The organism is Runella salmonicolor, assembly GCF_024158025.1.
Classification (GTDB): Bacteria; Bacteroidota; Bacteroidia; order Cytophagales; family Spirosomataceae; genus Runella; species Runella salmonicolor.
Genome location: NZ_JAMZEL010000005.1, coordinates 78110 through 99961, shown reverse-complemented (window position 1 = coordinate 99961; position 21852 = coordinate 78110). Strand labels below are relative to the sequence as shown.

The following is a 21852-nucleotide window of genomic DNA, read 5'->3' as shown; positions in this document are numbered from 1 at the left end:
GATTATTTAGTTTTAAACATCAACAGACTAGCCCCGCTGCGCGATACTAAAAACTGTGTGTCTTTTCCATTTTTAATTGGTTGAATATCACGCACTTCACCAGTCAATAAGAAGCCAGAGTTTGTGGGCAACAACGGAGTGAATTTCCCTTTGGCTTTGGCAAAATTGTTTTCTAATACCAGTCCATAACTTGCATCGTAGCGTCCTTGATAGGTGCTGACGTTGTAGAAATTGCCGCCCAATAAAATGTCGGGCTTACCATCTTTGGTAACGTCGGCGATGTTAAGAGCGAAGATTTTGGATACCTGAGCCTCGCTTGGGAGGTAATGCAATGTAAACTCACCTTTGCCCGTATTTTCAATCCACACGCTTTCAAATATATTCACTTCGCGCTCCTCAGCAGCTTTCAATTCGGCCGATTTAAAGATTTTGCCAAGGGTATTTCCCGCAAAATCTTTGTTGTTGGGAAAGCGTTTGTTTAAGAAGGGTAGCGTTTTCCCGAGCTCATCTTTGGACGCAACGGGATAAAATTCGTCGCCTTCGCCATAAGCAAGAATTTGGTCGTATTTAGCCCCACTTTTTAAGAAATCACCCGCATACATGCGGAGCTTAGCGTCGGTATGTCGTCTGAATTTGGAGTTGGTTCCTAAGTTGCCCACCACAAAATCTAGGTCGCCGTCGCCGTCCAAATCGGCTGGTTTGATGGTTTGCCAAAACCCTTTTTTGTCTTCCAACGAAGTATGTTTTACGTCCAACGACGATTTGTCGTTTTCAAAAACGGTAATGCCCATCCAATCGCCCACAATCACCAAATCAACGTCTTTGTCGTTGTCAATATCGGCCCAAGCGGCATCCGTAATCATCCCCGCTTTACGAAGCTCAGGCGCGAGTTTGTCGGTTTGGTCAGTAAAAATACCCTTGCCATTGTTGATTAATAAATAAGAATCGGGAATTTGTCCGTAGTGAAAGGCCACTATGCGGCCGCCGACAAATAAATCTAAGTCGCCATCTTTGTCAACATCGCCCGCTTTGACGCAGGATTTGTTACCGTAAAGTTTGGGCAAGGCGGCTCGGTTACGGGCAAAATTTCCCTTGCCGTCGTTGAGATACAGCCGGTCGAGTAGCGGCTCATCTTGCGCAAAAAACTCATTGCCACCGCTTACTACGTACAAATCAAGGTCTTTGTCGCCATCGACATCGAGGAAAGACGCGTCGATGTCTTCGCAAAGTGTATCCGTCAAAAACGCCCCCTGTTTGCTTTCTGTAAACTGCCCGTCTGTTTTTTGGACAAACAATTTTCCCGCTTGATATTTTGGGCCACCCACGTAAAAATCATCCAATCCGTCGCCGTTTACATCGCCAACGGCCATCTTGGGGCCTTCCGTAGAAATCTTAAAGGGCATGAGTGGCTCACGCGTAAAATCGTAGTATTCGTTTTCTTTATGGACAAAATCAACGGGATATTGCTTTGTTACGTCTTCAAAAATGGGCGCTTTATCCGCAGGTAATTTCCATTGGCTAGCGGCTGCTTCTTGTTGCAACGTTAGGGTTTGGTTCGATTTTACATTCGTCAGAATCTGGGCTTTCTGCGTAGGCCATATCACCACGAGTGAGTCAATAGTGGCGGCTTTTCCCAATCCAAACGTCAACCAAGGTTCTACCGACGACATAAACCCGCGCGTGGGCATGTTGTGTTGGTATAGCCATTTGCCACTGGTTTTAAGGTACACTTTTGCTCCAATTCCAAAGCCGTTCTCTTTTTGTCCTTGAAGTTTAACTTTCAGAAAAGCGTTCTTAAACACTTCATTCGCCTTGTTTTCGTAGATTCCAGCGGGCGCGTTGAGGTTATTGGTGATGAGTTCCAAATCACCGTCATTGTCTAAGTCGGCGTAGGCGGCCCCGTTGGCGCAGTTAAACTCTTTGAATCCCCAGGCCAGTGATTTGTCCTCGAAAAGCAGACTGTCGGTCCCTTTGTAAAGGTAGTTGTGCCAGCGGCCGTTGGGCATTTTGTCCAAGGCTTCTTTATCGCTTTTCTTGCCTTTTTCTAGCATGATTTCGACCATTGGGTTGGATACGTACTTGATGTATTCCAAGTCGTTGGGGCGGCGTTCAATGCCATTGCTGATAAACAGATCTTTAATGCCGTCGTTGTCATAATCGGCCAGCAGCGGCGACCAGCTCCAGTCCGTGGCCGAGATACCCGACATGGCACCGATGTCGCTGAAGCGCTCGCCCCCCAAGTTTAATTGCAGAGTATTGCGGGTGTATTGGTTATAATAGCCGAATTGCAGTTTGTACAAATATACGTCGAGCGGGTCTTCGCCCATCGACGATTTTTCGACTTTGGGGTCTTGCGGATACATGTCGACGGTGACTATATCGAGCAGGCCGTCGTTGTTGATGTCGGCCATGTCGTTGCCCATCGAGAACTTACTCGTGTGTGTAAAGTGCTCTCTCAGCGCTTCTTTGAAGGTGCCGTCTTTTTGATTAATGTAATAATAATCGTCTTCGTGAAAGTCATTGGCAACGTAGATATCTTCCCAGCCGTCGTTGTTTAAGTCACCCACCGAGATTCCCAGTCCGTAGCCTTGGGGGGCCGCGTAAATTCCTGCTTTGATGCTCACGTTGGTGAAAGCCTTGCCGTCATTGCGGAAAAGATAATCCCCCGCCAATTCATCGCGTTCGAGCGCACGAACGTTGACGCGGTCGTAGGAGATAGATGTATGTACGGCATGATTGAGCAGATACATGTCTAAATCGCCGTCGTGGTCGTAATCAAAAAAGGCGGCTTGGGTTGAAAACCCCTGAAAATCTAACCCGTATTCTTTCGATTTTTCGGAAAAAGTTCCGTCTTGATTGTTGATAAACAGCTCATTATGGCCTTTAAATGATTTGTAGTTGCTGACGGCACATACATAAATATCCAACCAGCCATCTCCATTGACATCGGCCATGGTGACGCCCGTTTTCCAATTGGCGTTTCCGCCGATGTTGGCTTTTTCTGAAACGTCTTCCATTTTTATCCCGCTTCCAGCCTTCGTTTTATTGAGGTAAAGGTGATTTTTTTGTTGGTTAGAAACAAAAAACACATCTGAAAGCCCATCATTGTTAACATCTCCCACGGCTACACCGCCGCCGTTATAAAAATACAGGTAGTCCAAAATATTAAGTTCTCTGGTATCCCGCACTATGTTTGCGAAGGTCACACCGCTTTTTTCGGGGGCGATTTGCTCAAAAAGAGCAGGCCCATCCGCGTTATTGTTGGAGTTTTTGGAACAATTGGTTAGAAAAAACAGACTAAAAATTAAAACACCCCAGGTGTTTCCTTTTATTTTTTTCATCACAGGTTTTATTTTTCTACTACTGAGTTAATCAAAGGACTATTGATTCAGCCCTACTACTTGAACTTTGTCTTTGTTTTTGGCCAGAATAATCAACTCTTTGCCATTGGCACTGCGCGCTTTTCGCATTTTTCGTACCTGACCTTTGACCAAAAAACCTGATTGTGCAGGCTTGACGGTGGCAAACTGCGGCAGACCGTTTTTGTCTTTCCCCAATCCTCGCAGAACCAATCCATCATTTGCGTCATAACGGCCGATTTCAGGTAATACATCGAAGAAATTTCCCGTTAATAGAATGTCAGTTTTCCCGTCCTTGTCGTAGTCGGTTGTCACGATTCCGAAAATAGGAGAGTATTGAGCAGCGAGCGGCAGCGATTGCAAGGTAAATGCGCCTTTGCCATTGTTGATGAGCAACGAACTGTTGGATTGATACACCACTCTTTTTTGTACGCCTTCCATTTGTTCTCGCGAAAAAATGGCATCTATGGGCTTACCGCCGTACTCTTCGTGGCGAACAAATCGTTTTTTTATTACGGGCAATACTTTTTGCAAATCGGGTTTTAGTACCATCGGATACGTTTTTCCGTCGGGATTGTAGCAGGTAATAATCTGTTCTACACTACCGTTGCGATCAAAATCGTTGATGTACAGCTCGGCGGGTTGGGTCTCTGAGCATTGGAGCTTTGTGTTACGTCCTAAGTTTCCCACGATAAAATCGGTGTCGCCGTCACCGTCTACGTCGGCTGCTTCTAGGGCATTCCACCAACCGTTTGAATTTTTAATGGGAATATTCTGGGACTGCGGGAAGTTTCCTTTTCGATTTTGTAAAATCATGATGGGCATCCAATCCCCTACGGCAATGAGTTCAGGATAACCGTCTTTGTTTAGATCTTCAAAGCGTGCATCCGTTACCATGCCCAGTTGGTTGTTGGATAGGGCCTCTTTGGTTACGTCTTTAAAGTTGCCTTTGCCATTGTTTTGGAGTAGGTAGCTGCGCGGGCTGAGGCCATATTGACCAGAAATCATCCGAGAGCCTACGAATAAATCTAGGTCACCATCGCGGTCATAATCGGCCACGGCCACGCATGAGCCATTTTCAAAAACAGCCGGCAGCCCTTGGTTGAGGCTGAAGTTGCCTTTGCCGTCGTTGAGGTAGAGTTTGTCCGCCAAGATTTCTTCGCCCGTCATAAACTCATTTCCGCCCGTCACGACGTATAAATCTAGGTCTTTGTCACCATCGGCATCAAAGAAGGTAGCGGCAGTTTCATCGGCAATGGCAGGGGGGGCAAAAGTAGCTTTTGAAGTTTCTACGAAGCTGCCGTTGGGTTGTTGCATAAACAGCGCGCGTCGTTTTCCAGAACCTCCGCCAATGTAGGCATCGTCCAATCCGTCGCCGTTAATGTCGCCAATGGCTAGGGCTGGGCCTTGCGTAGAATACATTTGTTTCAACAATCCGTCGCGGTTGTAGTCTACGAAGTCGTTTTCTTCGTGTTTGAAATCCAATCCAGAGGCGTTTGTAATGTCATTGAAAGGGGGGGGGATGGTTGAAGCAGCGGGCAATTTCCATAAGTCTTTTGCATCAGCATGATTCAGGGTCAGTTCAACGTCTCCTTTCAGATTTTTGAATGACTGCATTTTGTCGTCGGGCCATACAACCCTCAGCGAATCAATCACTGGGTTGGTACCAAGGCCAAAAACCAAGTTTAAGTCGCTGGATGATTGAAACCCGCGATTGGGCATTTGCTGTAAATACTGCGTCTGTCCTTTTTGATAAACGTAAACTTTGGCCCCAATGGCGTGGGGGTTTTTAGCATTACCTTTTAGTTTTACGCGCAAAAAATGAGTCTTTAATTTTTCTACCGACTGGTTGCGGAACACGCCCAAGGGGGCATTGTTGTTGCTCACTACCAAGTCCAAGTCGCCGTCATTGTCCAAATCGCCATAGGCGGCACCATTTGAGAAGCTGGGTTCACCGAGTCCCCACGCCATGGCTTTGTCTTCAAATTGCAGTTGACCTTTGTTACGAAATGCAAAATTCGAGATAGGCGTCGTTGAAATCATGTCTACGAACTTGCGATAATCAAACTGTATTCTGCCTTCAATCATGGCCTGTATATTTTTTTGGTCGGACAAAAAGGCCACGTAATCTTGGTCTGTCAAGTTTTTAACAATTCCGTTAGCCACAAATAAGTCTTTTTGACCATCATTATCCATGTCAAAAATCAAGGCTCCCCAACTCCAGTCGGTGGCGTGTACACCCGCCATTTGCCCTACTTCGGTAAAAGTAGTGGCAGCAACAGAGGAGGACTCTTTACTCCCGATTGCTGGTTTCTGATTTCTAACACCCTGATTGAGGTGCAGCATATTGCGCATGTATTGGTGCCAATAATCCTGCTTTATTTTGAATTCGGTCAATTCATACCCTTCAAAAACGGAGGTTGTTTTGAGTCGTTTATCATCGCGAGGAAGCATATCTGTTACGAAAATGTCCAGCAATCCATCGTTATTGATGTCGGCAATATCCGCGCCCATCGACGACAGGCTAATGTGATTCATGCTTTCTTCCAATGATTCTTTGAAGGTGCCATTGCGCTGATTGATGTAGAGGTAGTCGCGCTCGTAAAAGTCATTTGAAATATAAATATCGGGCCAATTGTCCTCATTAACATCACCGACGGTGATTCCTAACCCAAAAGCAATCAAGCTGCCATAAATTCCCGCTTCTTCGCTTACATCCGTAAAAACGGGTTTGGCCACGGATGCTGAATCATTTACCACTGGTTTTGGTAACAGTTTATTGGACGTGGCACTGATTGTCTCGTTCCGAAACAGCTTATGTCCACCCAGAGGGTCACGGTATTTTCGGAAATTCTGGTATTGTAGTTTGTCAACGGGCGTAAAACTGTTGTTGAGCAGATACATGTCTAAATCGCCGTCGCGGTCATAGTCAAAAAAAGCCGCGTGGGTGGAGAATCCTCCGTCGAGCAGGCCGTATTCTACCGCTTTATCCACAAACTTTGGTATACCGTCGGGGCCGATGCCCTGATTGATGAATAATTCATTCCCTCGGCTATCGCCTTTGATATTACCCGCGTTACAAACATAAATGTCCATGAGCCCGTCGCCGTTTACGTCGGCAAAAGTGGCACCCGTCGACCATGCTTTGGTACCTCCCACGCCAGCGGCTTGGGTTACATCATCAAATTTCCATTGGTCGTTGGCGTTTTTTCCTTTGTTAAGGTAAAGGTGATTTTCTTCAAAATTGGAGGTCACGTATATATCGGCCCATCCATCATTGTTTACATCGCCGATGGCTACGCCCCCCCCGTTGTAAAAGTTACGGTAATTGAAAATATTCAGTTCTTTTTTATCCAGTAAACGGTTGGTAAAATTAATTCCTGTTTGAGAAGCAGGAAGGGATTCGAACAAATTTTTGTCGGGGTCTTTAGTACAACCCGACATGAACGCCGACAGGAGCAAAATGACTAAAAAGGGTGAATAATTGATTTTGTTCATCATTAGGTTGTGGCAATCACTTGCGGTAAATCTTTTTACAAAATTAACTAAAAAACAAAAGCGAGTGAGTTATTAGACTCACTCGCTTTGTATCAGTTAGCTGATTTAACGTATAACGTTATAAATTAGTAGCCAGGGTTCTGAGCCAATCCAGGGTTGGCATCACGACGTTGCTGAGGAATTGGGAATAACAACGTCTTGGCAGCTGGTTCTTTCATGAATTTAGAACTGAATTTACCACCTACTTTGTTGAATTCACCAAAGCGAATCAGGTCATTGCGACGCCATGCTTCCCACGCCAATTCGCGACCGCGCTCGGCCAGAATATTGTCGAGTGTCAATTGAGAAACAGTCCAAGCTGATACACCAGCACGAGCTCTTACGATGTTGAAATCAGCCAAGGCATCCGCTGTTTTTCCAAGACGGAAAAGGGCTTCTCCGCGCATGAGGTAAACATCGGCCAAACGGAACATTGCCCAGTCGTTATCTTGGTCAGGTACTGTGTTGCCGCGTTGGATTTCGTATTTTCCGAGACGCACACCTGCTCCCTGAAACTCAGGGTCAGCCGAAGTCATTTCGTCTTTGGTCATTACGGGATTGAAGTCCAAATCTTTACCGTTGTCGTCTTTCAACGCTTTGCCATCAGCACCGTACTGAACGCCTGAAATCCACATTTTCTTGCGCAAGTCATTGTCTGAAAATGAGTTATAGAATTCAGCAATGGTACAGAATCCGTTCCAAGGCTGGCCACTCAAGTTATAAGTGCTTTGGCTTTGGTAGTGCAATGTGCGGTACGTAATGGTCATCCCACCTGCCTGAATACGGTCAAAAGGAATAGCCCAAATGTTTTCGGTCGACCCCTCATTTTTTACCGCAAAGTTGGCAAGGAAGTTGGGCTCTAACTTGTATTTTCCTGATTTGATGACGATGTCACACATATCAACGGCTTTCTGCCACTCTGGAGTACCTTTGTATACACCAGCGTTCAAATAAATTTTGGCCAACAATGTTTGAGCCGTCAATTTATTGATACGTCCGTAGTAAGAACCACCAACGTTGTCAGAAAGGTTAGGCAGTGCTTCGGTCAATTCCTTCTCTACAAACGCATAGATTTGCGCGCGGGGAGTGGTGCTTACAGTACCTGAAGTAGATTCTGTAATCAACGGAACGTTACCGAAATAGTCCATGGCAAGGAAATAATAGAAAGCGCGAACCGCTCTCAATTCAGCAATCGCCACTGTGTTGCCAGCTACTTGCGGAATCAGGTTGTTGATGGTGTTAATACCGCTTTCAAAAATCCATCCCCACATGTCGTTGATGGGTCCGTGCGTGGTAGTCCAAGTGTGACGGTTGTAGTTCAACCAGTTACCACCATCATACCAGTCTTTTCCGCGAGTAGGTACTAAGCCTACGTCAGTAGTTACTTCAGCGTTGTGGGCATTCCATGCATAATCCCGTAATCCAGAGTAAGCAGGACCCAACAACGAAGCCAACTGCTCGGGAGTTGAACCAAAGCCCTCTTTAGGTATAACTCCATACACTGACTCATCCAAATTGGTACAAGAGGCTATCGTAAGCACACCCGCCAATGCAAGGTAAGAGAATGTTTTTTTCATTTTTATTCAGTTAGTTTTTGATGTTACAAGTTGATAGTGTAACAGTATGTTTATGTACGATGTTTAGAGAAATTTAGATTTTTCAAATACCTCTAAAGTCGTGTTAATTAGAACGATAGGTTAAAGCCAGCTTGGAAACCGCGTGCTTTAGGGAATTGCTGCTTGGTATAGATACCAGCGGTAGCAAAACCTGTGTTCATTTCAGGGTCAACACCTTTGAATTTGGTCAATACAAACAGGTTGTTTCCTGAAATATACACCTGTGCACGGCTCAATACGCCTTTGCCAGGAATTTGGTAGCCCAGACGGAAGTTAGCCAAACGTACAAAGCTGCCATCTTCTACGAAGTAACTGAATGCACCTGTACGTGTATCACGAACGGGTGAAGTCAACGCTTCGCGAATGGTATTTTCAGCAGGAAGACGGTTGTTTGGATTGGCATACATCATGCGCTCGGCATTGAAGATTTTGTTGCCAAACTGACCATTCAGTAAGAAGCTCAACGAGAATGCTTTGTACGTAAAGTTATTGGTCAAAGAAGCAGTAAACTTAGGAAGTGGACTTCCTTGGAAGTCACGATCTGCATCGTTTTCGCTAATTTTACCGTCGCCATCGATATCTTTAAAGATGAATTGGCCTTTTTCGTCCAATTTCTCAACAATACCGCCGAAGAAAGCTCCTACTGGCAAACCAACTTTGATGAGCGAGAAAGGCACAGCGGAAGTACCCCGAGTGGCGGCTCCCAAACCTGAGAACAAGAAGATTTTATCAGAGCCGATAAATTCACCTTTGGCAAGCGCTGTTACCTCATTTTTCAATGTAGCGGCCGCGAGCGTTGCTTCATAGCGGAAGTCCCCTTTTTCTACAATACCCGCAGTCAACGATAATTCCAAACCTTGGTTACGCATTGAACCTACGTTGGCAAGGATGGTGGGATACAACGGCTTGATAGAAAGCGGAGCGGCAATTTCGTACAATAGATCTTTGGTATTACGGATGTAATAATCCAATGAACCAGTAATGCGGTAGTTCCACAAGGCAAAGTCAATACCTGCACCGTAGTTTTCGTTTACTTCCCATTTCAAATCTGGGTTAGGGTTCTGCGAAGGCTTGTAGGTAGGCAACCAGTTACCATTGTCGTAGTATTTGTTGCTTGGTCCCACCAACGCCAAAGAACGATAAGGTGCAATACCCTCAGAGTTACCCGTCTGACCATAGTTGACGCGAAGCTTCAGGTTGTTGACGGTTGGATTACCTTTCAGGAATGCTTCTTCAGACAATGCCCAACCTACTGACAACGATGGGAAAAGACCCCATTTGTTGTTCTGTCCAAACTTAGTTGAACCATCACGACGAACGGTCAAAGTAGCAAAGTACTTGTTATTCAGAGCTGCAGTAGCACGACCAAAGAAAGAAATCAATTTGTAGTTTGAACGGAAAGAACCAACGGCATCATTTGCCCGTTGGCCAAGCGATACACCAGCTCCAGCCGCTAAGTTGTTAAACAATAAATCGTCAGTGATAAAGTTGTTGTTTACCGCATTAAATCCTTCAAAGTTTACATCCTGATATGAATATCCTCCCAAAGCGCCAAATGTTAATCCATTGAATGTTTTGTTGTAGTTCAACGTAAATTCTAACAGATTATCCTCACTTTGGCCATTATCAACTGGTCCAGTTGAGCGGCTCGCAGTACCTAAGCCCGCCTGTGCTGATTTAGGGATACGTGATATGTAGAAGAAGCCATCTTGTTTAGACCCTTTCATCGCACCGTTTACCCCAAATACCAAATCTTTGGTCAGGCTATATTTTAGGTTGATATTTCCTAAATATTCAATCGACTTAGAGTAGTTGGTAGTTTGCTCTAAAAGCGCTACAGGGTTAAACGCGCCAAACTCACCCAAACGCTCGAAATAACCTGCTCCCGCGGAGATGCTACCAGGTGTTTGGAAAGTTGGGTCGGTTGTATAAACGGGATCGGTAGGCAAGTTGGTGATTGAATAAGTAAAAGCGTCGTAGTTTACGTAATCACGTTTACCGTTAATCAAAGACAGGCTAGTGGCAATTTTCAATTTGCCGTTTAGGGCCGTTTGGTCTAAGTTGATACGGGCACTTACCCGCTCAAAACCTGATTTCAGCACCAAGCCCTGTTGGTTTAAATAACCAATTGAGGCACGGTAACTAAAGTTTTCGGTACCACCTGAAAACGCTAAGTTGTGGCTCATGATTGGAGCCTTGCGCGTAATTTCTTCAAACCAGTTGGTATTGGCACCTTGATCGTTAACTAAAGTAAAACCGAACTTTTTCACGGCATCGCGGTATTCTGAGCCGCTCATGTAATCGGGAGCTTTGGCAACCATGTCTACACCAAACTGGGCATTGTAATCTACCGAAGCACGTCCTGATTTACCACGTTTTGTAGTAATCAGAATAACCCCGTTAGAAGCACGAGCCCCATAAATAGCGGCCGATGAAGCATCACGTAGTACGTCTACGGAAGCAATATCGTTTGCGTCAATGTTTTGAATGGGTACACCCGGTACACCATCAATCACATAAAGAGGGTCAGAGCCTGCGGCCAATGAACCTACCCCGCGCAAACGTACCGTTGGGCGTGAGTTGGGGTCAGAACCCGTTTGGTTGATGGTCAAACCAGCTACCTTACCCTGAATGGCGGCAAGCGGGTTGGCTACGACCCCAGCGTTGAAATCTTTTGAGTTAACGCTGGCTACTGTACCCGAAATTTCTTGGCGTTTTTGGGTACCATACCCCACAACTACCACTTCATTCAATACTTGATTGTCTTCGACCAAGCTAACATCTACAGTGGTACGGTTACCTACGGCAACTTCTTGCGTTTTGTAACCTACGAAACTGAACACGAGTGTGGCGTTGTCGGGTGCGGAGATTTTGTAATTACCGTCTACGTCGGTGTTGGCACCTCGCTGGGTACCCTTTACGGCGATGCTGACACCCGGCATACCGGTACCGCTTGCATCTTTTACATTACCGGACACTTGTTTGTCCTGGGCCCATACCCCCAACGATACTACTGAGACTAGGACTGTCAACAAAAATTTGCTGACAAAGGCCCTCTGTCGAGCTAAAGAAGCCCGACCTGCTAAGGGGAAACTGTTCATCATAGGTTGAAAATTGGTTTTTGTGAATAATTACCTAATTGGTTTTCGCAATTTGTAACGCACTCACTACTACGGTTTTTGGATTGTTCCAAGTATTTGTTGTCACAAATGCTTTAACCAGACGGCAAATTACAATAATTAATTTTTATAATACAAGTTTAGAGTATTAAAAAGGAAGACTCCATTATCTTCCTTTAGCTCACAGTTTATTTGTTTATTAACTTTTTGAGTTGATAAAACATACGTTCCGCGACGCTCACCTCCTGCGTTATGATTTCGGCAGAAGCGTTAAGGTTATTTTTGAAAGGAAGCGTTTTATGTGAAACCTTCTTGCATCACTACACCGCATTGACTGCGCCAATATTTGTGAGATAGCTGTGTAAGGGCGGTATCTCCTACCCGAATCTGTCCTTGTGTAGGCTCATAAAATCGCAATAGTAGTTTAAGTAGCGTCGTCTTACCACTACCGCTTGTACCAACAATGGCGGTAGTTTTGCCTTGAGGAATAAATAAACTGAGGTTTTTAAAGACAGGTAAATTGCCTGCGCCCGTGTAGGTAAAAGTAATGTCTTTCAAATAGAGATACTTGTCCTTTGAAAGTCCGCGCAACAAATCGTTGTTCTCTTCATCTTCCAATTCATAGATTTCATTCAGGCGTTCCAAGCTAATTTTGGCATCCTGCCCTGATTGTAGTAACCCGATCAAGTGTTCAATAGGACCGTTTACTTGCCCGATGATATACTGAACTGCTAACATACCGCCTAAAGTAAGTTGGCCATTCATTACAGCTTGTGCCGATAAGAAAGTAATAAAAATACTTTTGCTTTCATTAATCAATAATGCCCCTGCCTGTTGCCATTGAGACACCGACAGCCCTTTCATTCCCAATTTAAACGACTGAGTTTGCAATTGTTCCCACTCCCAACGCATGGGCGTTTCGGCACCCGCCAGTCGAATATCGTGCATTCCTTGAATAAGTTGAACCAACGAACCATTGCTTTTGGCTGCAATACCAAACCGTTGGTAATCTAACTTACGCCTAAATTTCAGAAAGAGCATAACCCAACTTGCATATAATACAGCGGCTATCATCAAAACCCCAAAAATTGTAAGATTATAAAAGGCTAAAACTGCTCCAAATATGACCAGATTGAAGAGTGAAAATAGAGTATTGAGCGTTTGACCCGTCAGAAACTGCTCAATGCGATGGTGGTCACCTATACGTTGCATGATGTCGCCAAACTGCTTAGAATCAAAAAACGACAAGGGTAAACGAGTGAGTTTGATCAAGAAATCAGAAAGCAGGGACAAATTAAGCCGGGTACTCAAGTGCATCAATAACCACGACCGAATAAACTCGACAGAGGTACGGCCAATCGTAAGGGCCAATTGCGCCAGCAGTACTAACAAAATAAAGGAAGGATTGCGCGTTTGTACGCCTACATCCACCACCGATTGGGTTAGAAATGGAAAAATTAGCTGTAATAAACTTGCTACCACTAAACCAACAGCCAATTGACCTACCAAACGACGATGCTGCCAGAGATACCCCCCGATTCGGGCAGACCCAATATGATTCTGCTCTTTCCCTTCTTTAAGATTTGTTAAAACGTTTTCTTCATAAAACGCAGGTGTAGGCTCAAGCAGCAACACGATTCCTACTTTCTCATTGCCAGATGTTGTTGTTGCCCATTGCTTTTCAAATTCTTCACGGGTGTAAGTAATAAGCCCTTGTGCTGGGTCGGCCACCTCTATTCCACGCGACGTCCCGTTTCGACCCTTTGTCCTTGTAAGAGAAAGGGAATTAAAAAGCCCCCATTGGGGGTTTGGGACGGTACGCCGCGCGGGCCGCACTACCACAAAATGATTATGTCCCCAGTGAACAATACAGGGAAAAGGAGCATCAGAAAGAAGTTTATGTAAAGGTAGTTTGATAGCCAACGTTCGAAATCCGATTGCCTCGGCTGCTTCAGAAATCCCCAACAAATTCACTCCGTCTTTTCCTATTTGTGTCAATTCTCGTAATTCTTGCGCTGAATAGTTCCGACCGTAATACTTTGCCACCATACGCAAGCAGGTAGGCCCGCAATCCATCGCGTCGAGTTGCCTATAAAAAGGGAATTTTGCCACTTTTCGAAAATTAACTACTTAGTTTATGGAGTATATGTATTGACTCTCCAGTTAGTCTTTACATCCTCCGTAGCAGAATTTCACAGGAACGGTCATAAAAGTGCGCAAAGGTTTTCCATTTTGAGAACCCGGTTGCCAAAGAGGCATTAGCTTTACTAATTTGAGAGCTTCTCGCTTAAAATCCGCCCTGTCTCCGTAGAGAATCCTTTCGCCTGAGATAAGTCCATTTTTTTCTACAATAAATTTCAGAAGAATAGTACCCGAAGCTTTTTCTTTTTGTGCTGTTTGGGGGTACTTTGTATTGGCTTTGATAAATTGAAATAAAGCCCCCGTTCCCCCTGGAAATTCAGGCGACTTCTCCGTGAAAGTATAAACAGTTTCTTCCCCGCCTTTAAGACCAAAACTTTCAGGTTGTAAGTCATATACTTTTGTTATGACAGAATCACGATTTTGGCATTCTCCTCCTTTCTGTACAACAATAAAGATTAGAAAAAAGGCAATCGCTACTTGAAATTTCATGACATTATTAGTTTATCCGACAGTGTAACATCCATGTCCCTGATAATTTGAAGCACCTGGATAATTACATTCCAAATCACTTCTCAAATTTCCATTACAATCACTCAAATTCTCACGTGAACACGGAGTCAATGAGGATACACTAAAATATTGGTTGTTGCCCAAACTATACCAGACTGTAAAACTGCACAATATCTTCTGATATCCTCCTTTGACTTTAGCTTGTTGTTCTCTTGTCAGCACTTCAACCGACACGAAATTTAGTCCTTTGAATTTTGATTTCATTTGTTTACTGATTTCCTGTTTATTGAATTAATTTATGAACCGCTGTTCAAATCAACACATTGTGGCAATAGTACTTTCCATTTACCTGATTCGCGAACCACACGCAGACGCAAATCTACCCCTCGACTATCGGTGAATTCCAGTAATGTGCCATCTGTATCGGTAAATAAAACGTTGACATAGTAGACATTCCCTTTTTTGATTGGTTTATGTATCTGAAGCGTTTTTGTTTTTTTAAATGCCCAAAGGCTATCAGCGGTTTTCATTTTTTTCAGGCAGTCATGTGTCAGAAAAGGATGTACATTTCCAGCAAAAACCATTTGTCTAACGGTTGATTTGGGGGTTGAACACCCCCAAATCAACGGCACCAAAATAATAATCAATAAAATGGTTTTCATACATATTGGCATTGCCGGCCATTAGCACTTTGTGAATAGTTTAAAATATTACAAGCCTGCATACAGGCATCGTATCCCTGAGTGGTGGGTGCGTAGCCGCCATCTACTGGTCCAGCACTTTGACCTGGACAATACCATTTGTGAACTACAGGCTTCGTGGTGCCATACCCACCACTCACTTTCTTTTTTTCTTCCTGTGTCAGCACTTCTACCGACTCGAAATTTAGTCCTTTGAATTTTGATTTCATTTGTTTAGTAATTAGATAGTTATTGTTTTATTTTGAACTTCCGCCAGCACCCGTACATGCTTCCATACATCTTGATAAGCATAAGGCGGCCGAAGCCGATACCCATTGATGAATAGCGTAGGTGTAAATTCTATCCCTACTTCCTTTGCCCATTTCTCATGCAGTTGGTATTGTTCTTCACCACTATTGATGTGTCTAATTCTCAACTGCATTTCGTCCTCAAAATACTTCACCCAGCCCGTAAGTTCCGTGTAGGCTTCTTTACACGGATTGCAATGTGGATTGCTTACCATTGTCACTGTAATAGGCGCTTCCGGGTTGCCGATTTGATCTTCATGCGGAAGATGATTCATCTGCACAGGCTGCTGCACATACAAATGCGATAAAAACAAATCACTGTCGTTTTGCCACTGTTCCAACGCACGTTTGGTAGGTACTAACTGCCGTTCTCGTTGCCATACCTGCTTAAAGAAAAGCCATAAAGCTGCTATAAGTGCAAAACTGGCTGTTGTTAGCAGAGAGTCTACTACGTTGATTCCAGAGACATCCCGTAAGTGCCAATCATAATGTCCAAGCCACGCTACCGCAATCATTATCAAAACGCCCTGTACTATCAGGCACAACATACACCATACCCGTACTACAAATGCTTGATAATAAAGTGAGTAGATTATATAGGGAAGTGTAATAAAATGCAAAAGAGGGAGTGGTGAAACCTGCATCAAGGTTAATTGTGCCATGCTCAATGCAAGGGCACTTCCTCCAAAATACACTAACCCAATTTCTGCCCAACTAAATCCAAAAATCTTACTGCTCGAAGATTGTGTGACTGCATTGCACCCCTGTTCCTCTGAGGGAGGGGTTCCCAAATGACATAATTTTTCTACCCATTCTATCCGTTTGCCATACTCGCTTTGTAGTAGTAAAACGGAGACTACAGTTCCGATACCGTAAAGCAAAAAAATGCCCGACAAATAGAGGTGAGTTTGAAGGAAGATGCCGACCAAAACAACAACCCCAAGTGCCCCCCACATCAACCCTTTTTCGAGTTTTGTTCTTTGTTCTTTTTGTCTGTTTTCCTCGTAGTTGGGCTCTCCAGAGTTTTCATCTGGGGCGAGTAGCAGTACTGTACCACTCCATTTCTCCGAAAAGGCTTCTATGGTTTCGGTTACTTCTCCCCTGCTTTCAAGATAGTAGCTGATTTGATTGTTTTGCAGGCGTTGGAGTAGTACAAAATAGGAATCATCCTTTGTTTGACAGTGGGCTATTGCGGGGAGGCTGATTTCTGAGAGTTGGTCTGGTTTTAGGCGAATGGTTAGATTGGGTATTTTAAAAAATCAAAAAAATGAGTTAAATTCCTAATATTCAAAGGCGGCCACCTATTTATAGCATTTTATATAGTTAAATTTGTATAATTTATTTTTAATGAACTTAAAACTTTATCTAACCATTTTTCCATTAGACACCAAATTATGATTTTAAATTTCAATTATTTATTTTAAAATTGAAGAATATACTATATTATCAAATTGCATTGAAGCCAAACATCCAAACCAAAGGGGGGTGTCTGTGTCTATATTGACTTCATCAAAGTAGTAAAAAGGTTGTTCGTTGAGGTAGTAATAATATTTGTTTCCTATCTTCCTGATAGTGAATTTATTGTATTCTACATTGCTGATGTTAGCGGTATAAATATTTATTGGAATAACATTAAATTGTGGAAAGCGAAGACTATTTCCCTTGTTATCAAAATACATTACAGCATTGACTCCTTTATTGGTAAGAAAGTTGCCCCAGTAGAAAAAAGAAAGTCCCCTGTTTTCAGGATTGGGAAGAATCTTAAACTCAAATTCAATTTCAAAATTTTCTTGTAGGTTGATTTTGAAAGGACATTTTACAGGTACTCGTGTCAGGACAGAATAGCTTCCGTTTTCAATTTTTATCGTGGTATCCTTCGTATCAGCGATTGTCCATTGATTTCGGTTGTCGTCAAATGTTTCTTTCAAAAGTAGTTTCTTTTGAAAAGCCATATTGCCTTGATAAGGCAGTTGGTTATCTGCCCATTCTGGCTTGATAGTATTTTCGTCGAACAATTCATCAATATAATACTTCTTACGAAAACTGAAATAATAAATACCCGCATTAGAAGGATCTGAATCACCCGACCTCATAATACTACTGAACTCACCGTTTTGGAAAGCCTTATTTTTATGGCCTCTTCCTAATACACAATGCCCCAACTCGTGATATAATAAAAGCTCACGTTCATGAACACTCATCCTCCTCCAAGTTGCTGAATCAATGGTGATTTCATTGAGTTTTTGGTCGCATAGTCCGATATAACCCTTTGTCAGTGTGGCGTCTAAGCGGGTTTTTAATGCTGATATATCTATTTTTTTACCCCGCAGCTCTGCCTCTTTTTTAAATGTTGTTAAAAACTCTTCGAATTCATTTTTTACAATAATCGGAGTTTCATCAGGCATTATTTCTTTACTGACTTTGCAGGAAGTGACTATAAAAAAAATAAATAACAACTTAGTGGGGTTCATGGGCTCAGGCTCTATTAAATTAAAAAAGGTTTAGGTGGTTTAAAATAAGCCACCTAAACTTAAAATTAAGGAGTACAAATATTAGATGGTTGGCCGTCGGCTCTTCTATAAGGAACGCATGAGCCTCCACAATTGGCATTACAACGACTCTCCGTGCACCAAACTTTATCGAAGCCAGGATTACTTAGACAGATATAAGGATTCTGATCGTATGCATATTCCCAAGTGTATCCATTTGCGGCACTATATCCGCCTTTCACTTTCTTTTTTTCTTCCTGTGTCAGTATATCCACTGAGTCGAAGTTAAGACCTGCAAATTTTGATTTCATTTTAGATATTTGTTAGACTAAAGAACAAGTTCCTGAACCACTTAAGCCATAATACCCTACTGTAGAACCTCCACAAGCTGAAGGATTTGAAGAGCAGGGCGCAACACCCCAGGCAGTGCAATGGCTTTGGCATTCTGATAAAGTAGAGTAAGTAACACCACCATTTGAACATCTATAGCTGGTGCTAGTTCCTCCATACCCACCTTTTACCTTCTTTTTTTCCTCCTGCGTCAGCACTTCCACTGAATCAAAATTTAAACCTGAAAATTTACTTTTCATGAGTGTTTGTTGTCGAAGGGTTAGGGCTGCTGCACCATGCAACGGCTTATTTCGACATCGGAAAACACGTAAAAAAAAAAACGAAAAATCAAATTTTTTATGCTGTTTTGTTGAAAATAATTTAGCATAAAAAAAATTATCCTAAAAGGGTTATTGTTTATATATACCTGATTTTTAGAAATATATACCTGTTGGTTTTTAGAAAAAAAACATAAAAAATGTTCAAATGAAAATCATGCAATCATTCTGGTCTAATATAGCATATGAGCGTCAAATTCACAACGCGGCTGGCTGGTTATCCGCCGAATATCATTCATTGGATGTCGTGGGCATTAAGTGTGCTTACATTGCGTGAGCACTACGGACAGGTCGAAATTTTTACAGACAGCAGGGGCAAAGAAGTATTAATAGATACATTGGCATTGCCATATTCGCATTGCAATACCGCTTTGGACGCGCTTCAGGGGTATCCAGAAGATATGTGGGCATTGGGGAAAATCTTCACGTACAGTCTCCCAAATAAACCATTTATGCATGTAGATGGGGATATTTATTTGTGGGAGGCATTGGGGAGTCGTTTTGAGGAGGCAGCCCTAATTGCCCAAAATCCCGAAGTGGATTTTCAGTATTATTACCAAACACTAAGCGAGATGCAACAGCATTTTGCTTATATTCCTGACTGTATGCGTCGGCAAATGAACGAAATTCCCGTACACTCCTGCAATACTGGACTAATAGGCGGAACGCGGACAGATATTTTCAAAAAATATGCTGAATTGTCATTTGAACTTATTCATAAAAACCAGGAGGCCCTGCCCAAAATAAACCGTCGTACATTTAACATTGGCTTTGAGCAGTTTTTGTATTATTGTCTGGCCAAAGAGCATGGGGTGCCCGTAACGTACTTTATTGAGCGGGAAGAAGATTTTGACCCCACATACCGAGGCTTTGCCCGGTTTGAGAGCGTACCTTACCAAACCAAATTTATCCATGCCTTAGGAGATTTCAAACGCCAACCCGAAACCTGCCGCCACTTGGCACGGCGGCTACGACAAGACTATCCGGAGTATTATTACAGAATCATTGAGGTATGCAAAGCCGCAGGTGTAGCATTGGATTGTCGTTATTATGGGCAAGTCTCCCATTCGTCGGTCGGTTTTGAACCGACTGATGGATTAAACGGCTCAGGTGCCAATAGCCCCAAAGAGGCGTATCGTGCACATTATGAGCAAGATGTACGCCAATATCGTAAGGTACAAGAGTTATTTAGTTTGCCTTTATTGTCATTTCTTGTACAAAAACTACGATTTCCAGAACAGGTGCAATTAATGGAAAATACCAACCAAGATGGTATTTTAGAACAAATACTTATCATTCCTGATATTTACACACTTACTGATAAAAGCATTTCTTTAGATCCGCTTAATATGGTCTTGTTAGACGCATTTTTAGAAGAGCCTATTTCTATTCAAGAAGCGATTGAAAGGGTTGCGCCCTATTTTAAGGTCGAAGAAGCAAGTACCGAATTAGAGAAATTTCGACAGTTGGTATCAGACCGCATCAAAGAATTGATGTATTGGGGTGCGTTGGTAGTAGAATAAATTTCCCTTATCCAATATTGAGATAGTTATGCCATTTTTACTTTAAACATTTCACAGAACGGGTACTTTAGGCTAACTTTGCAAGTGATAACTTAAAAAGACTTTTATGAAATTCTTTATTGATACCGCAAATCTGAGTGAAATCCGGGAAGCCTATGAACTGGGCGTGTTGGATGGCGTTACTACTAACCCATCTTTGATGGCAAAAGAAGGAATCACTGGCAAAGCCAACATCATGGCCCATTACAAAGCAATTTGTGACATTGTAGATGGAGACGTAAGTGCCGAAGTAATTGCTACTGACTTTCAGGGGATGATCAAAGAGGCGGATGAGTTGATTGAAATTGACGAGAAAATTGTTGTAAAAGTACCGATGATTAAGGATGGAGTAAAAGCCATCAAACACCTTTCAGATCGTGGTATTAAGACCAACTGTACCCTTGTGTTTTCGGCAGGGCAGGCGTTGTTGGCCGCTAAAGCGGGCGCTACCTACGTATCTCCTTTCATTGGCCGTTTGGACGATGTTTCCATGGACGGGATGGATTTGATTGAGCAGATTGTAACCATTTATCAAAACTACGGTTATACGACCGAAGTCTTGGCGGCATCAGTTCGTCATTCTATCCACCTTTTGAAATGTGCTGAATTGGGCGCCGATGTGGTTACTTGCCCGTTAAGCGTTATTACCTCGTTGCTCAAGCACCCTCTGACCGACATCGGCTTGGAGAAATTCCTGTCTGACTACAAAAAAGGAAACCAATAAAAATAGTTTACAGCTGGCAGTAGGCAGTTTGCAGTATTTTATTGCTAACAGCCTACTGCTAACTGCTAACTTCCTACTAAACTATGACTGCTTTTTCATCTGAACCGATTATTCAACTCGAAAATACCGACATTTATCAAAACGGCAATAAGCTGGTATTGGCAGATGTAAATTTCGTAATAAACAAAGGCGATTTTGTTTTTTTGATTGGACGAACGGGAAGTGGAAAAAGCTCTCTGCTCAAAACACTCTACGCCGACCTGTGGCTGGAGTCAGGTACTGGAACGGTGGTTGGCTATCAGTTGCAAAAGCTCAAACAAGCCGACGTGCCTTTCCTTCGGCGTAAAATCGGCATTGTCTTCCAAGATTTTCAACTGTTTTTTGACCGTACCGTGGAAGAAAATCTTGAGTTTGTACTGCGAGCCACTGGCTGGACCGACAAAGCCACCATCAAGAACAGAATTTCGGAAGTGCTGATGCAAGTAGGGTTGGGTACTTTACAAAAGAAAATGCCCCATCAACTTTCTGGCGGGGAGCAGCAGCGGGTTGTGATTGCGCGGGCCATGCTCAACGAGCCTCAGATTCTGTTGGCTGATGAGCCGACGGGAAACCTCGACCCTGAAGTAGGCGAACAAATCATGCAGGTGTTTCAGAGTATTAATACCGCAGGAACCGCCATTTTGATGGCTACCCACAATTATGATTTTCTAAAAAAGTACCCCGCACGCGTCTTGAAGTGCGAAGCAGGAAGTGTAAGTGAGGTGTAATATTAAAAAAATACAAAATTTATTGCGTTGATTGGGAAAAATCCAATATTCTTCTTACTTTTGCATAAAATAACTGCACCGAGCGCTTCTTAACGTCTCTGCGTCTTTTTCTCCCATGGGGTATTGGAGTCCCCATCTTTGTCTGTTAGAAAATCACGCTTCGAATTATTTGGCACCGGCTCATTGAGATTTCATGAGTGTTCAGTGCATGGGCAATTTTTAAAAATCCTGTTATTGATCGTATCCGCCGATAGGTTGAGTTAAAAACTCGTCGAGGGAAGGTAATTGTTGAAAGGTTTTCGCCGGCTAGAAACCCTTCTATGCCACGTTGTGCTTACCGCTCGAACAATTAACGGGAATACTATTAACCG

At 43.2% G+C, this 21852-nt stretch carries 14 protein-coding genes and 1 pseudogene; 3 read left to right on the top strand and 12 right to left on the bottom strand.

The window, feature by feature from the left end:
- Positions 1–2 precede the first annotated feature (2 nt).
- From NCI00_RS13775 to NCI00_RS13725, 12 genes and pseudogenes are all read right to left on the bottom strand, one after another.
- Complete coding sequence (locus NCI00_RS13775) at positions 3–3341, bottom strand: VCBS repeat-containing protein (RefSeq protein ID WP_253528490.1); 3339 nt, start codon at positions 3339–3341, stop codon at positions 3–5.
- Positions 3342–3380: 39 nt separating this feature from the next.
- A complete protein-coding gene (locus tag NCI00_RS13770) occupies positions 3381–6860 on the bottom strand; it encodes a VCBS repeat-containing protein (RefSeq protein WP_253528488.1) in 3480 nt (1159 codons plus the stop codon).
- 122 nt (positions 6861–6982) lie between these two features.
- Positions 6983–8473 (bottom strand): RagB/SusD family nutrient uptake outer membrane protein, encoded by a 1491-nt coding sequence (locus tag NCI00_RS13765; protein WP_253528486.1) that lies wholly within the window; start codon positions 8471–8473, stop codon positions 6983–6985.
- 107 nt (positions 8474–8580) lie between these two features.
- Positions 8581–11490, bottom strand: coding sequence for a SusC/RagA family TonB-linked outer membrane protein (locus NCI00_RS13760; RefSeq protein WP_253528483.1), 2910 nt, complete (start codon positions 11488–11490; stop codon positions 8581–8583).
- A gap of 438 nt (positions 11491–11928) precedes the next feature.
- On the bottom strand, positions 11929–13743 hold the full coding sequence (locus NCI00_RS13755; protein ID WP_253528481.1) for a peptidase domain-containing ABC transporter: 1815 nt from the start codon (positions 13741–13743) through the stop codon (positions 11929–11931).
- A gap of 51 nt (positions 13744–13794) precedes the next feature.
- Positions 13795–14262 (bottom strand): TonB family protein, encoded by a 468-nt coding sequence (locus NCI00_RS13750; RefSeq protein WP_253528479.1) that lies wholly within the window; start codon positions 14260–14262, stop codon positions 13795–13797.
- A gap of 317 nt (positions 14263–14579) precedes the next feature.
- A complete protein-coding gene (locus NCI00_RS13745) occupies positions 14580–14945 on the bottom strand; it encodes a hypothetical protein (RefSeq protein ID WP_253528477.1) in 366 nt (121 codons plus the stop codon).
- The gene (locus NCI00_RS13740) at positions 14942–15193 is read right to left on the bottom strand and encodes a hypothetical protein (protein WP_253528475.1); all 252 of its coding nucleotides are present in this window, start codon (positions 15191–15193) and stop codon (positions 14942–14944) included. The genes NCI00_RS13745 and NCI00_RS13740 overlap by 4 nt, the downstream gene beginning before the upstream one ends.
- 11 nt (positions 15194–15204) lie before the next feature.
- Positions 15205–16227, bottom strand: coding sequence for a vitamin K epoxide reductase family protein (locus tag NCI00_RS13735; RefSeq protein WP_253528473.1), 1023 nt, complete (start codon positions 16225–16227; stop codon positions 15205–15207).
- Positions 16228–16308: 81 nt separating this feature from the next.
- Positions 16309–16506: pseudogene (locus NCI00_RS29585) on the bottom strand (cysteine peptidase family C39 domain-containing protein); the annotation flags it as partial.
- A gap of 180 nt (positions 16507–16686) precedes the next feature.
- Positions 16687–17742 (bottom strand): putative metallopeptidase, encoded by a 1056-nt coding sequence (locus NCI00_RS13730; protein WP_253528470.1) that lies wholly within the window; start codon positions 17740–17742, stop codon positions 16687–16689.
- A 341-nt stretch (positions 17743–18083) separates the two neighbouring features.
- Positions 18084–18350 (bottom strand): hypothetical protein, encoded by a 267-nt coding sequence (locus NCI00_RS13725; RefSeq protein WP_253528468.1) that lies wholly within the window; start codon positions 18348–18350, stop codon positions 18084–18086.
- 263 nt (positions 18351–18613) lie between these two features.
- Between NCI00_RS13725 and NCI00_RS13720 the strand changes: the two genes are divergently transcribed.
- The 3 genes from NCI00_RS13720 to NCI00_RS13710 all read left to right on the top strand — a co-directional run bounded on the left by NCI00_RS13720 (position 18614) and on the right by NCI00_RS13710 (position 21481).
- Positions 18614–19951 (top strand): DUF6734 family protein, encoded by a 1338-nt coding sequence (locus tag NCI00_RS13720; RefSeq protein ID WP_253528466.1) that lies wholly within the window; start codon positions 18614–18616, stop codon positions 19949–19951.
- A 106-nt stretch (positions 19952–20057) separates the two neighbouring features.
- A complete protein-coding gene (gene fsa, locus NCI00_RS13715) occupies positions 20058–20714 on the top strand; it encodes a fructose-6-phosphate aldolase (protein ID WP_114067785.1) in 657 nt (218 codons plus the stop codon).
- 83 nt (positions 20715–20797) lie between these two features.
- Positions 20798–21481, top strand: coding sequence for a cell division ATP-binding protein FtsE (locus NCI00_RS13710; RefSeq protein ID WP_114463689.1), 684 nt, complete (start codon positions 20798–20800; stop codon positions 21479–21481).
- Positions 21482–21852 lie beyond the last annotated feature (371 nt).

What these genes read in the sequence shown, in the direction of transcription:
- NCI00_RS13775 (WP_253528490.1), bottom strand. Translation starts at nt 3,341, where the DNA reads ATGAAAAAAATAAAAGGAAACACCTGGGGTGTTTTAATTTTTAGTCTG.
- NCI00_RS13770 (WP_253528488.1), bottom strand. Translation starts at nt 6,860, where the DNA reads ATGATGAACAAAATCAATTATTCACCCTTTTTAGTCATTTTGCTCCTG.
- NCI00_RS13765 (WP_253528486.1), bottom strand. Translation starts at nt 8,473, where the DNA reads ATGAAAAAAACATTCTCTTACCTTGCATTGGCGGGTGTGCTTACGATA.
- NCI00_RS13750 (WP_253528479.1), bottom strand. Translation starts at nt 14,262, where the DNA reads ATGAAATTTCAAGTAGCGATTGCCTTTTTTCTAATCTTTATTGTTGTA.
- NCI00_RS13745 (WP_253528477.1), bottom strand. Translation starts at nt 14,945, where the DNA reads ATGAAAACCATTTTATTGATTATTATTTTGGTGCCGTTGATTTGGGGG.
- NCI00_RS13740 (WP_253528475.1), bottom strand. Translation starts at nt 15,193, where the DNA reads ATGAAATCAAAATTCAAAGGACTAAATTTCGAGTCGGTAGAAGTGCTG.
- NCI00_RS13735 (WP_253528473.1), bottom strand. Translation starts at nt 16,227, where the DNA reads ATGTGGGGGGCACTTGGGGTTGTTGTTTTGGTCGGCATCTTCCTTCAA.
- NCI00_RS13730 (WP_253528470.1), bottom strand. Translation starts at nt 17,742, where the DNA reads ATGAACCCCACTAAGTTGTTATTTATTTTTTTTATAGTCACTTCCTGC.
- NCI00_RS13725 (WP_253528468.1), bottom strand. Translation starts at nt 18,350, where the DNA reads ATGAAAAGTAAATTTTCAGGTTTAAATTTTGATTCAGTGGAAGTGCTG.
- NCI00_RS13720 (WP_253528466.1), top strand. Translation starts at nt 18,614, where the DNA reads ATGAGCGTCAAATTCACAACGCGGCTGGCTGGTTATCCGCCGAATATC.
- fsa (WP_114067785.1), top strand. Translation starts at nt 20,058, where the DNA reads ATGAAATTCTTTATTGATACCGCAAATCTGAGTGAAATCCGGGAAGCC.
- NCI00_RS13710 (WP_114463689.1), top strand. Translation starts at nt 20,798, where the DNA reads ATGACTGCTTTTTCATCTGAACCGATTATTCAACTCGAAAATACCGAC.